Annotated in this window: 13 protein-coding genes; 11 read left to right on the top strand and 2 right to left on the bottom strand. The window is 59.2% G+C overall.

Annotated features, from left to right (window positions below; translation table 11 throughout):
• Window positions 1-4 precede the first annotated feature (4 nt).
• The 10 genes from DVK01_RS12845 (at window position 5) to DVK01_RS12800 (ending at window position 10,340) form a co-directional block, all read left to right on the top strand.
• Entirely contained in the window at window positions 5-1,363 is a 1,359-nt protein-coding gene (locus DVK01_RS12845) for a sugar ABC transporter substrate-binding protein (RefSeq protein WP_101351776.1), read from the top strand.
• Between the two features lie 9 nt (window positions 1,364-1,372).
• Window positions 1,373-2,311, top strand: a complete 939-nt coding sequence (locus tag DVK01_RS12840) for a carbohydrate ABC transporter permease (RefSeq protein ID WP_101351775.1) — start codon at window positions 1,373-1,375, stop codon at window positions 2,309-2,311.
• Window positions 2,308-3,153 carry a carbohydrate ABC transporter permease gene (locus tag DVK01_RS12835; RefSeq protein ID WP_101351774.1) on the top strand — a complete coding sequence of 282 codons (846 nt, stop codon included), beginning with the start codon at window positions 2,308-2,310 and terminating at the stop codon, window positions 3,151-3,153. The genes DVK01_RS12840 and DVK01_RS12835 overlap by 4 nt, the downstream gene beginning before the upstream one ends.
• A 40-nt stretch (window positions 3,154-3,193) precedes the next feature.
• A complete protein-coding gene (locus tag DVK01_RS12830) occupies window positions 3,194-4,345 on the top strand; it encodes a hypothetical protein (protein ID WP_121537019.1) in 1,152 nt (383 codons plus the stop codon).
• Between the two features lie 44 nt (window positions 4,346-4,389).
• The gene (locus DVK01_RS12825; RefSeq protein WP_121537017.1) at window positions 4,390-5,559 is read left to right on the top strand and encodes a mandelate racemase/muconate lactonizing enzyme family protein; all 1,170 of its coding nucleotides are present in this window, start codon (window positions 4,390-4,392) and stop codon (window positions 5,557-5,559) included.
• A 49-nt stretch (window positions 5,560-5,608) separates the two neighbouring features.
• A complete protein-coding gene (locus DVK01_RS12820; protein WP_101351771.1) occupies window positions 5,609-6,451 on the top strand; it encodes an SDR family NAD(P)-dependent oxidoreductase in 843 nt (280 codons plus the stop codon).
• Between the two features lie 5 nt (window positions 6,452-6,456).
• On the top strand, window positions 6,457-6,831 hold the full coding sequence (locus tag DVK01_RS12815) for a Rid family detoxifying hydrolase (protein WP_121537015.1): 375 nt from the start codon (window positions 6,457-6,459) through the stop codon (window positions 6,829-6,831).
• A 1-nt stretch (window position 6,832) separates the two neighbouring features.
• Window positions 6,833-7,471: an HAD family phosphatase gene (locus DVK01_RS12810; RefSeq protein ID WP_121537013.1), complete on the top strand. Its 639-nt coding sequence runs from the start codon at window positions 6,833-6,835 to the stop codon at window positions 7,469-7,471.
• A gap of 330 nt (window positions 7,472-7,801) precedes the next feature.
• Window positions 7,802-8,734 (top strand): DMT family transporter, encoded by a 933-nt coding sequence (locus DVK01_RS12805; RefSeq protein ID WP_101351768.1) that lies wholly within the window; start codon window positions 7,802-7,804, stop codon window positions 8,732-8,734.
• A 301-nt stretch (window positions 8,735-9,035) separates the two neighbouring features.
• Window positions 9,036-10,340: a dicarboxylate/amino acid:cation symporter gene (locus DVK01_RS12800; RefSeq protein WP_121537011.1), complete on the top strand. Its 1,305-nt coding sequence runs from the start codon at window positions 9,036-9,038 to the stop codon at window positions 10,338-10,340.
• 190 nt (window positions 10,341-10,530) lie between these two features.
• Here the strand turns inward: DVK01_RS12800 and epsC are convergent, their stop codons facing one another.
• The gene (gene epsC / locus DVK01_RS12795; protein ID WP_101351766.1) at window positions 10,531-11,394 is read right to left on the bottom strand and encodes a serine O-acetyltransferase EpsC; all 864 of its coding nucleotides are present in this window, start codon (window positions 11,392-11,394) and stop codon (window positions 10,531-10,533) included.
• Between the two features lie 151 nt (window positions 11,395-11,545).
• Between epsC and DVK01_RS12790 the strand changes: the two genes are divergently transcribed.
• Complete coding sequence (locus tag DVK01_RS12790) at window positions 11,546-11,746, top strand: hypothetical protein (protein WP_121537009.1); 201 nt, start codon at window positions 11,546-11,548, stop codon at window positions 11,744-11,746.
• A 36-nt stretch (window positions 11,747-11,782) separates the two neighbouring features.
• On the opposite strand, the gene DVK01_RS12785 is transcribed toward DVK01_RS12790, so the two are convergent.
• The gene (locus DVK01_RS12785) at window positions 11,783-12,676 is read right to left on the bottom strand and encodes a bifunctional methylenetetrahydrofolate dehydrogenase/methenyltetrahydrofolate cyclohydrolase (RefSeq protein WP_101351764.1); all 894 of its coding nucleotides are present in this window, start codon (window positions 12,674-12,676) and stop codon (window positions 11,783-11,785) included.
• Window positions 12,677-12,889 lie beyond the last annotated feature (213 nt).

Raw genomic sequence — 12,889 nt, 5'->3', positions numbered from 1 at the left:
AATGATGCAGCCCGATAACAACGACAGGTCTGTCGAGGACAGTATCGACCGTCGACGACTTCTTCAAGCACTCGGCGCAGGCGGTGCCATCGCCATCGCGGGGTGTAGCGGTGACGGTGGGAGCGGCGGTGACAGCGGTGATGGTGACAGTGGAAGCGGTGGTGACGGCAGCGGCGGCAGCACGCAGAGCGTGCAGTTCCTCACGATGGGCGTCGGAGACAACATCAAGCAGTTCTTCGAGGAGAACAACACGGCCTTCGAGGACGAGCATGACGTCGACGTGGAATTTACAAGCGTTACGTGGGACAACGCGCGGCAAACCGTGAACAACCGTGTCGACGGCGGCGAAGCGCCCGATGTCAGTCGCTGGCCGGCGCGCTGGATCCCACAGCTCGTGGGGAAAGACGCGCTCGAACCGCTTGACGACATGATGGACGGGGAGTTCGGTGAGCAGTTCTACGACGGCGTGGCCGAAGGGACGATGTACAACGGCTCCCACTACGGCGTGCCGTGGGCCGCCTCGAACAAGTGCCTGTACTACAACAAAGACGTCTTCGAGACGGCTGGGCTCGACCCCGAAGACCCGTCGCTCGATTCGTGGCAGGATATGCTGGATGCCGCAACGCAGATTCGCGACAGTGATGCGAGCGTCCCAGCACTGGGCCTTGCGGGGGCGGACGCAATCGAAACTGGGTCGCAGTACTACCACTACCACTGGTCACACGGCGCCGACCTCGTGAACGACGACGGAATGCCCGTCGTAAACTCAAGCGGCGCTGTCGACGCCCTCTCGTTGTACACCGACCTCCACCTCGAACACGGCGTCACTCAGTCGTCACCGCTTTCCTCGACTCGGCAGGACATCCGGCAACTGTTCGAAAACGGGGACCTCGGGATGGTTATCGGGCACGTGTACACGGGACTCAACATCACCTCCGCGAAAGAAAACGGTGATGTCGACTTCGACTACGGTATCGTGCAGGTGCCGCGTGGCCCAGAGGGCCGGTACAGCCTGTTCACTATCGACACGCTCGCCGTCCTGAGTCAGAGCGAGCACAAGGACCTCGCCCGGGACCTGATTCGGTTCTATTTCGACGAGGAGCGGCGGTTCCAGTACTCGAAGCAGAAAGGGTTCCTTCCCGTCGTTGAGGCCGTTGGCGAGCGCTCGTACTTCTCAGAGTCGAAGAACTGGGGACCGTTCGTCGAGGCGGGGCAGTACGCCCGCGCCCGACCGAAGCTCGGTAATTTCAGCGAGTTCAACGACCGGATGGTCCAGGCCATTCAGGAAGCACTGGCGGATCGGAAGTCACCGCAAAAGGCGCTCAACGATGCCCAGAGTGATCTCGAAGATGCTATGGAGTGACAGACAGGGATGAGTCTGGCAGAGGAATACACCGAGGCGTCCGATGACTCACGGCTCGAACGAGGGTTGGCGTACGTTCAGCGCAACAGCCGCGCGTACCTCCTCATCGCTCCCGCAGCGGTGTTCCTGCTAGCCGTCGTGGGGTACCCGATTATCGAGACGTTTCGGCTATCGCTGTACCAGTCGCCGGCTGACTCGAACATTGAGACGTTCGTCGGGCTCCAGCACTACGTCGAAATATTCAACAGCGATATCTTCTACCGCCTGCTCTGGCAGACCGGGCGCTGGGTCGTCGTCGGCGTCGCGGGCAAGACACTGCTGGGACTGCTTATCGCCGTTCACCTCAAGGGCGACATTCGCGGTCGGAAGTTCTTCCGAACGGCGTTTCTCATTCCGTGGGGCATTCCCTATGCGATCTCTGCCGTGGTGTTCCGGTGGATAGAGCACCCGCAGTTTGGCTACCTCAACGCGATCTTGCTGAAACTCGGCGTCGTCGAACAGGGTATCGGTATCCTCGGGAACCCGAGCATCGCGTGGCTCGGCGTCGTCGTGGCTGATATCTGGATCGGGACGCCGTTTATGGCGATTATTTTCCTCGCGGGGCTGCAGTCGATACCGCAGGAGCTGTACGAGGCAGCCGCCATCGACGGGGCCGAGAAGTGGCATCAGTTCCGGTATATCACGCTCCCACAGCTGAAAAGCGTCGTCCTGATTGCCACGCTGCTGTCGACGATATGGACGTTCGTCAGTTTCGACGTCATCTGGACGATGACCGGCGGGGGCCCGATCAGTTCGACGGCAACGCTCGTTATCCACATTTATCAGGTGGGCCTCCAGAACGGGAACCTCGGCCGCGGAGCCGCTTACAGTGTCATCGGATTTCTGTTCCTGTTCGTCTTCGCCATTATCTACCTGCGCATCTACACGCGCGGAGGTGACGAGCTATGACGATGGCAGGCCACGACCGGAGCAGTCTCCGCAAAGTCCGGCTGTACGGCGTGTTGATCGGACTGCTCGGACTCATGATGTTGCCGTTCTACGCGATGTTCTCGAGTACGCTCAAGCCGGAGTCAGAGATATTCGCTGCGCCAGCGACGCTGGTCCCCAGCGATCCCAGCTTCCAGGCCTATCTGCAGGTCTGGACACAGACCGACGTGTTGCTCTGGGTCGGGAATAGCTTCATCATCTCCGTGGGGACGGTCGTGCTGACGCTTCTGCTGGCGATACCGGCCGCGTACTCGTGTGCCCGGAACGACTTCGTCGGGAAGCGAACCTTCCTCCTCTCCGTGCTGGTCGTGCAGATGTTCGCACCGGTCGTGTTGATCGTCGGCCTCTTCGACGTTATTACCCAGATGGGGCTGTTCAACACCTATCTCGCTGTAATCGTCCCGGCAGCGGCATTCACGCTACCGTTCAACGTCTGGATGCTGTACGGGTATTTCAAGACGATACCCGTCGCGCTCGAAGAATCTGCGCGTATCGACGGCGCGAGCCAGGTACAAATCCTGACGAAGATTGTGCTCCCGCTCACGAAGCCGGCGCTGGTCGCCAGTGTCACCTACACCTTCCTCTATGCGTGGAATCGGCTACTGTTCGTGCTCACCTTCCTCACTGACAGCGCGAAGTACAACATCCCACGTGGGGTCTTCTCCATGGTCGGGGCGCTGCAGACCGACTGGCGGATGATGCTCACTGTGTCTGTCATCGGCATTATCCCGCTCTTGATTCTGTTCGCCTTCCTGGAGGAGTATATCGTGGCTGGCATGACGGCTGGCGCGGTCAAGGAGTAACCGCCTCTACTTTTATTATCGCCGCGATAGTTGTCCGTGTATGGAATTTGCGATGTGGGCCTACCCGTGGGACCTTCTGGACGAAGGGCCAGCCGAAGTGGAAACACGACTGCGCGGCGTCGGCATTGACGAACTGAACCTCGCCACGAACTATCACACGGTGCAGGCGTTTACGCCGCACAGTCCGGAGCGGCGGACGCTGTTTGCCCGGGCGAGTTCGTATTTCGAGCCCGGCTCAGAGTACGAGAACCTCGAACCGGTTCCGTACGAAGGGATGGACGGAGACTGGGTTGCGGACATCGCCGCCGGTTTGTCTGACCTGACGCTCAATTCCTGGACAGTCGGCTGCCACAACTCCCGGCTCGGGATGGCCAACCCCGAATACACGCTGGAATCTGCACACGGTGACGACCTGATCTTCGGCCTGTGTCCCTCCCAGCCCGCGGTCCAGACGTATCTCTCGGCGCTGGTTTCGGATCTGGCGTCCCGCGATGAGTTCGCTCGTATCGAACTGGAAACGTTCGATTACTTCTACGGAACGGGTTTCGGCTGGCATCACCAGAAGATCCACGCGCAACTGGGCACACTCGGCGAGTTCCTGCTTGGGTTGTGTTTCTGTCCACAGTGTCAGGAGAATGCGACGGCCGAGGGCGTCGATACTGAACGAGCGCGCGAGACGGTAGCCGACGCGCTGGACGATATCGTCGCCGGCGACGTGTCACACGAGCATCCACCGGAGGAGTGGCTCGCGGACCACAGCACCGTCGCCGCGTACGTCGATCTCCGCGAACGGACGCTGGCATCGCTGTACACCACGCTGGCTGACGCCGCGGGAACGACACCGCTTGGCTACTACGTCGGCGCACCGGAACCCGGCCGCGAGTGGATCGTCGGGGCCGACCTGCAAGCGCTCTCGAACCACGTCGATTACTACTGTCTGCCGGCCTACGAATCCACAGCTGACGCAGTCATAGAGGCGTACAACGCCGTTGAGACAGTAATCGATGACGTGCCACTCCACGTCGGTCTCCTGCCGGGCCACCCGGCCATCGACGACGAGGATACCGTGGTCGATATCGTGGAGACCCTCGACTCGAAGGGAGTGCCGCGGCTCTCGTTCTATAACTACGGACTGCTTCCGGAGCAGTCACTGGAGTGGGTCGGAACCGCTGTCGAGGCGGCGCGCGGATAGGGGCAAGCGGTACTTTGATATCGGTTCCCGAACGACTGGAGTGCATGGAGATAACCGGCGTGTCAGCGGTCACTGTAGATGTACCGTTGGCCGACTTGGATGAGCATCTCGGAATCGGGCCGTACGTGACAAATCACGGGAAACTACACTCGATGGAGCGCGTCCTCGTCCGTGTCGACACGAACGAAGGGATTAGCGGCTGGGGTGAAATGCGTGTCTTCCTGTCACCGGCGGCCACCGAGTCGATTATCGAAGACGGCGTCGGACCGATGATTGAGGGCCAGTCGCCGTTCGAGATCGAGCGACTCCGTCGACAGGTGTTCGTCGAGTACACGAACGTGGATATGTTCTTTGCGGCGGTCGAAACAGCCTGCTGGGACATTGTCGGCAAAGCCCTCGATAGACCGGTGTATGAACTGCTCGGGGGGTGGACAGCACCGACACAGGGTACTCAGCAACACCGGCAGAGCGTCGACGGCAACAGTCCTGCACCCGCTGACGTCCCCGTCGCGTTCTGCCTCGGCATCCTCTCGCCCGAGGAGTCCCGTATCAAGGCACGAGAAGCGCTCGAAGCTGGCTTCACGGTTCTCAAAACAAAGGCGGGGCGGGACTGGCGACAGGATGTCGAGCGAATCAAAGCGATGCATGACGAAGTCAACGGGCAACTGGAGTTCCGACTCGACCCGAATCAGGGCTGGACGCTCGACCAGGCAGTTCGAGTCGGCGCGATGCTTGAGGATACGGGAATCTACCTGCAGTACATGGAACAACCGATTCGGGTCGATGCACACACGTCACTAGCTCGGCTCCGGCAACGACTCCGCCAGCCGATCGCGCCGAACGAGGACACCTATATCTCGCATAATCTGCAGTCGCTCGTGGAGACTGGCGCGATGGATGTCGGCGTTATCGACCTGACTCCGGCTGGCGGTATCAGCGGGATTCGACAACAGGCAGCAATCCTCGAAGACGCTGGAGTCCCCTTCACGCACCACTGTGCGTTCGACCTGGGGATTCGGACTGCGGCGATCCTTCACGCGTTCACCGGTATCCCGGGCTTTTCACTGCCCCCGGATTCGACGTATTACGGCTGGGAGGCAGATGTCATCAAGGCTCCGTTCAGCGTCAGCGATGGCTGCCTCCCAGCCCCGGAGGGTCCTGGCCTCGGTATCACTGTGGATATGGCCGCCGTCGAGGAGTATCGAATTACATGAGCGGACAAGAGCAACATTCAAGAGGACAGGTTACGTGGGAGTTCATGTCATGGTAGAGTTATCACTAGCGGACCGACCGGCCATTGTGACCGGCGCGTCGCGGGGTATCGGGCGCGAGATCGCGGCTCGATTCGCCGAAGCGGGTGGCAATGTCGTCGTCTGCTCGCGCACCTACGAGGACGTTGAAACGGTTGCAACGGACCTCACCGACACACACGAGGGCCGCGTTGTTCCGGTCGAGTGTGACGTCACAGACCGGGGGGCAGTGCGGGACCTCGTCGACACGACCATCGAGGAATTCGGGGACGTTCGCGTTCTTGTGAACAACGCTGGCGGCGCAGACGAGTCCGCCAATCTGTTGCACCGGTGTGACGAGGAGACCTTCGAGTCGATGGTCGACCTGAACCTGAAGAGCCAGTTCATCCTGAGCAAAGCGGTACTGCCGGCGATGGTCGCCGCTGGCGGCGGGTCGATAATCCACATGGGCTCGGTCAACGGCCTGTTCGGTATCGGGCTCTCGGGCTACTCAGAGGCGAAAAGCGGACTGCTGGCGCTTTCCCGAAACATCGCCGCCCATTACGGCCAGCACGGGGTCCGCTCGAACGTTATTTCAGCGGCGACCATCGAAACGGCGAACAGGCGGGCAGAGATGGCAAACACAGAGGAACGGACCGGAGAGACGAGCGCACGGGAGCGCTGGCTCGACCAGTATCCGCTCGGTCGGTTCGGCACACCGAGGGAGGTCGCTGATGCGAGCCTGTTCCTCGCCTCCGAGATGTCGAGTTTCGTTACCGGTGAGAATCTGGTGCTTGACGGCGGATTGACGACGAGCCTGCCGACATCATTCATAAATGAGATCTACGACGCGGACGACCAGCCGACAGCTAAGTAACAGCCATGGAAGAACTAACAACTGACGACGCACCCGAGAGTATCGGCCCGTATTCACAGGGAATCGCTAGCGGCGACCGCATTTACGTTTCCGGACAGGGCCCAGTCGACCCGGACACTGGCGAGGTAATCCAGGGCACGCCCGGCGAACAGACACGACAGACACTCCAGAACGTCGCGGCGGTGCTACAGGCCGGTGGCGCGTCGCTCGACGATGTCGTGAAAGCGACGGTATTCGTGAAGGATATGCGGTACTACGACGAGGTGAACGAGGTGTACGGTGAGCTCATGTCACCACCCTATCCCGCTCGCAGTGCCGTGGAGGTCGTTAAATTGCCAGTGGATATCGACGTCGAAATAGAGGTTATTGCAGAACGGTAGTATGTCGCATCTGGTAGTGTTCGACCTCGATGGGACGCTCACTCGGCAGCGCGGTGGGTTCGAGCTATTGCACACCCTCTATGGAACGACATCCGAGGCCGAGGCGCTGATAGACCGGTTCGAGGCCGGAGAGATTACGTTTGCAGAGTGGTGTCGAGGAGCGGTCGATGTGTGGCGTGCGAACGATGTCACCAGGTCGGACATCGAGCGCGCGACCCGGGCAGTTAAGCCGAAAGCGGGTGCTGTCGACCTCCTCAAACACCTCCAGCAAACGGATTTCGGGTTTGGAATCCTCAGTGCTGGCGTCGCAAACCTTGCGACACGGTTCGAACCATATGACCCGGCGTTTATTCGTGGAAACTGGCTTCGATTCGAGGATAACCGGATTTCGGGTATCGACGTCGGTGTCGGACCCACTCAGAAAGGAGAATTATTGAGAGAGATTCGAACCAAGCAAAAACCCACGTCGATCACCTATATCGGCGATTCCCACACCGATACTGAGGCATTCGTCGAGGCAGATACCGCGGTGTTGTTCGACCCCGACGAACGCGTTCCCGAAACAGCAATCGACGCAGCGGATACAGTCATCGAAGACTCGGATATGAATACGGCACAGAGGCATATTCCTAGCGTGTAGGCTTATACCCTCCTGTGAGAGATGTTTATCTCCAAATATTCATATTCTGGATTCAATTTTACAATATTTGATTCTGCAGCTGCAGTATGCCGTTCCATAGGGCATAGTACACAGCCAGAGCCTCATTCAAAAGAACAAATCGGGTTCGGCGTAAAATCGGACCGCTGTCGACGTTACTCACTGTGGGACGTGACTCAATCAGCCGGCTCCGGGCAGATGCCACCCAACCAGTAACATCGCGTCAGGTGTTCGCTGTCGCAGTGCCAACATCTAGCAATTTGGAACGGGTTTCGACGGTCCTTTTACCGTCGGGTGGTGACCGACAGTCGAATGAGTCGCTATCGAACGACCGGTTGCTTTCTCCTTCTGGCTGCGATCTGGGGCACCGCCTTCATGGCGACAGACGTCGGCCTCGCCGACCTGCCGCCGGTACCCTTCGCTGCCGCACGCTTCGACATCGCCTCCGTTCTCCTGTTTGCCGCGTTGGCTGTCACAGGGTCCCTCGAACGGCCACAGACCCGCGACGACTACGTGTACGTCCTCGCTGGCGGAACACTTATGATCGGAATACATCACGTATTCCTGTTTACCGGGCAACAGTACGTCACCGGGGCTGTCGCTGCCGTGCTGCTCGGCCTCGTTCCCGTCGTGACCCCCGCGTTGACGAAGCTCGCGTCCAGCGATGACACGTTCACCGCAAATACCGGTGTCGGGGTAGTACTTGGGTTCGTCGGCGTCATCGTCATCGCTGACCCTGACCCGGCGAATCTTCTCAGCAGCACTATCGGAATCGCACTCGTGTTCGCGTCGGCGCTGGCGTTTGCCATCCCGGCCGTCGTCACGCACGACACCAGCCCGTCGATGTCATTTCTGGCCACGCAGGCGTGGTTGATGGCTATCGGGGCCGTTGTCCTCCATGTCACCGTGCTCGCGCTTCCCGGGCAGTCGTTTGCAGACGCATCGTGGACGCCGTCCGCATTCGCAGCGCTGTTGTATTTGGCTGTTGTCGCTGGCATCGGTGGCTTCCTGCTGTACTTCCGCTTACTCGACCAGCTGGGTCCTATCGAGATGAGTTTCATCGAATACGTCATTCCGCTGTTTGCTGCGCTTGCCGGCTGGATCGTGCTCGACCAGCAGGTCACGCTCGCTACCGTCGGCGGATTTGCGTGCATCCTCATGGGATTCATTGCGGCAAAGTGGACGGCGTTGCGAGCGGAGCTTCGTCGGGTCGTCGAGCCGAAAACCAGTCGACCGGCCGACTGACCGAGACCAGTCTGCTGAACAGCACTGACTGGGCCATACTGCTGGATCGAGAAAATCGACAGCGAAGCGGAAAACGGTAAGTATGGCCGTCAGACAGGAGTGGCAGCGGCGTCGCACTTCTGAAAACAAGCGAACTACAATCGGTATTCTGCTATCTTTTCAGCGATTCAGCAGTAGCACTTGCCGTTTGCCGATAAACATGCCTGTAAACGGAATGTTCTAAGCGAAGACCGCATCATAGCCGGTTGCACATACTGGCGATGCTGACGGGTTTTTATAAGATCGCCCGTTGCCGTATGATATGATACGATCCGCTCGGACACTGTGGAGCCGGTATCGATCCATCCCGCTCATCTGGCGCATCTTCGTCGCTTTCGTGGTGGGAACAGGTGCCGGTATCGCGTTCGGGGAACAGATGGCCGTAGTCAGACCAGTGGGCGACCTCTTCCTGCGGCTGCTCAATATGCTGGTCATCCCGATTATCGTCTTCACACTGCTGACCGGCATTCGCCAGCTCTCCCCCGCGAAACTTGGGAAGATTGGTGGTGCGACAGTCGCGCTCTACGCCCTGACGACGACCCTCGCAGGCATCATTGGCCTTGCGGTTGCAAACGTGCTTCAGCCGGGCCGTGGGGTCGAGTTCGGCGGCGGTGAAGCGCAATCGAAAGCGCCGCCGTCACTGCTGGATGTGATTCTCGGTATCGTGCCGAACAATCCCGTTGCGGCGCTCGCAGAGGGGAATTTGCTGGCGACGGTTTTCTTCGTCATCGTGTTCGGAATCGCGCTGACGTACGTCCGCTCTCAGCAAGACGCGCTCGCAGAGCGTGTCGATTCAGTGTTCGAGGCCTTTGAAGTGGGTGCTGAAGCGATGTTCGTCATCGTTCGAGGGGTGCTCGAATTCGGCGTACTCGGCGTATTCGCGCTGATGGCGTCCGGAATCGGCACTGAAGGCATCGGCCTGTTTTCTTCGCTGGGCGAGCTCGTGTTGGCAGTCACAATCGCAATCGTCATTCATATCGGCTTCACCTATCTCGTTTTCTTGATGGGCGTGGTCGCAGATGTCTCCCCGATCGCGTTCCTCAGCGGGGCAAGAGACGCGATGGTGACCGCATTCGCAACTCGGTCGTCGAGTGGAACGCTCCCTGTCACGATGCGTAATGCGGACGAAGACCTGCAGATCGCCGAGCGGGTGTATTCGTTTACGCTTCCAGTCGGTGCAACGGCGAATATGGATGGGGCCGCCATCCGACAGGCAATCACCGTGATGTTCGCTGCAAACGTCGTCGGACAGCCACTGGTACTTACTGAACAGGTCTTTGTCTTGATAGTGGCTGTCCTCATCAGTATCGGAACCGCTGGCGTTCCGGGAGCAGGCATTGTCATGCTCACTGTAATTCTCACACAGGTTGGCCTCCCGCTGGAGGTCGTTGGGTTCGTCGCCGGCGTGGACCCAATCCTGGGGCGGATTGCGACGATGAACAACGTCACCGGCGACCTCGCGGTTTCGACCGTTGTGGGGAAGTGGAACGACGGACTCGACCGTAGTGAGGGCGTCTGGTCACAAAACCTGAGCGGCGTCGCTGAGTTCGTTCCCGGCGACGATTAGGGCTCCGGGGAGAGCGATTGAAACAGAACCTAATGCTGGTACAGTTGTTATTCTAATCTATACGCCCCGCGACTGGACTGACAACAGCAGTATGAGCGTTGCTCGGGCCGGATACGCATTTCAGAAGCGTTTGTCGGACCGATTCGTAGTATCACCGCAGTCTCGGAAACCACGCCGTAACAGTTGCAGTTTACTTTGTTCGTTTCCGTTCCTGCGTCGGGTGGTCTGTGACGTACACTTTCGTCTCGTCCGGAACGTCGTCAGTGACCCAGGAGTTCGCCCCGATGCTGACGTGGTCACCAACAGTAATAGCGCCCAGTACTTTCGTGCCAGCGCCGATGACGACGTGGTCGCCGATGTCCGGGTGTCGTTTGTATCCCTTCTTTAATCTGTGTTCGTCGCTCTCGTCTGCTTCGAAGTGGAGTGCGCCAAGCGTCACGTCCTGATAGAGGCGGACCCACTCCCCCACGGTGGTGGTTTCACCGATAACGACGCCGGTTCCGTGATCGATGAAGAAGTGATCGCCGATCTCGGCGCCGGGGTGGATGTCGATGCCGGTCTCAGTCTTGGCGTATTCGGTGAGTTCGCGAGCGTACTCGGAGGCCTCGGCCTCGTAGAGGGTATGTGCGACCCGTTGTACGAGTATCGCCATGAAGCCCGGATAGGACCGGATTATCTCCATGTACGTCTTCGCCGCCGGGTCGCCTTTGAACGCGGCCTCGACGTCTTTTTTGAGTCGCCTGCGAACCGCCGGGAGTTGCTCGATGACGGCATCGACTGTTTCAGCGGGGTCCGATCCGGAGTACGGTCTGATACCGGCAAAGAAGAGACCGCCCAGGGTGTCGAGTCGGTCCAGAACGGCGAGTTCGTCCCGGACCAGTTCAGCGGCGTTCCAGCAGGTCGGGAAGAATAGTCGTTTGAGGATGTCGACTTCCGGCCTTCGGTGTTCCCGTCGCGGGAACTCCATCTGTGTCTGGGTCGGGAACGGGTCTTCATCTGCCCGATACGCTGCGAACAGTTTCTCGTGCGCGTCGCCCGTGTAACAGTAGTCCATATCGAGTTGTTGCCCTGAACCACCTTAATCTTGAAACAACAGCTATCTTTTCTCATACATGTTGTGTTCTCGCTTGCGCAGTAACACCAGAACTAACCAGAATCCCAGACTGAGAGGTAACTATTTGATACTGGCTTATCATCGACTCTGTATGAACGGCGAGTGCTACTTCTGTCATGGCATCGTATCAGCACCCGAAGAAGGCCATATCTGGCTGCGTGAGCACGGCAGCCACGAAGTGTACATGCACGAACAGTGTGCCAGTGGCCACAACGCCATCGAAGGAGGGCAGAGCCCGGCCGGTGAACTCCTGATTACGTGCCCGGAATGTGGCGAAGTCGAGACAGTGTAACAGCCCACGCGGACACCCTGTAGATGGACATCTGTCCTACGGGAGTGTAATATCGACGCCGGACTGGAGGCTAGCTGCTTTCACTGTATTGTACATCAACATCGCAATGGTGAGCGGGCCGACCCCACCGGGGACCGGCGTGATGGCGTCCGCCTTCGCTTTGGCGCTCTCGAAGTCTACGTCCCCGACAAGTTTGTATCCCTTGTCCGTGTCAGCATCAACCCGATTGATACCGACATCGATGACTGTCGTGCCCTCCGAGAGCATCGCTCCGTCTATCATTTCTGGAACGCCGGCGGCGGCGATCACGATGTCGGCGTTGCGAGTCTTTTCGGCGAGAGCGTCGGTCCGTGAGTGACACACGGTCGTCGTCGCGTTGCCGCCCGGTCCGTACTGGATGAGCAGGTTCGCCATCGGTTTGCCGACGATGTCTGAGCGGCCGACGACGACAGCGTCTTTCCCCGCCGTCTCAACGCCAGTTTCGGCCAGTATTTTCTGTATTCCGTGGGGCGTGCAAGGCTTGTATCGTGCGTTCCCTGCGACGAGCCGGCCGACATTTTCGGGGTGGAACCCGTCGACATCTTTCATCGGGTCGATGCGCTCCAGCACGTCACGCTTGTGCACGTGGTCGGGGACCGGCATCTGGACGAGGATTCCGTGAACAGCCGGGTCCGCGTTCAGTTCGTCGATAGTCGCAAACAGTGTCTCAGCCGGTTCGGCCGGACCGATTTCGTGATGGAACCCCTCGATGCCGATTTCCTCGCAGGCCTGTTGTTTCATCGAGACGTACGTCTCACTCGCGCCGTCGTCGCTCATCAGCACAGTCGCCAGCCCCGGTGTGACGCCCTCGCTGACGAGCGTGTCAGCACACGCTGCCACGCCCTCTGTGATCTGGTCACCGATCTCGTTACCGTCGATTATCGTTGTCATTATTGCTGTGTTCGTTCTCAGCCCGGAATCTCCCGGGAAGGTGTTCGGGAGTGGAATCGCTGCTGTCAGTCAGCAGCTGGAGACCGGGCAAGCGTTCGATATCCGTCTCAAACCCAGCGGGTATAGTGGGTGATGTGGAATAGTCCAACCGTTGAAATACCATCGGCTATTCGTCCAGCGACCAACCACAATCGGTCGACGATTCAACAGCAT

Source organism: Haloarcula sp. Atlit-120R, assembly GCF_003665885.1.
Taxonomy (GTDB): domain Archaea; phylum Halobacteriota; class Halobacteria; order Halobacteriales; family Haloarculaceae; genus Haloarcula; species Haloarcula taiwanensis.
Note: the sequence above shows the minus strand (reverse complement) of the source record. Positions and strands in the feature narration are given on the sequence as shown.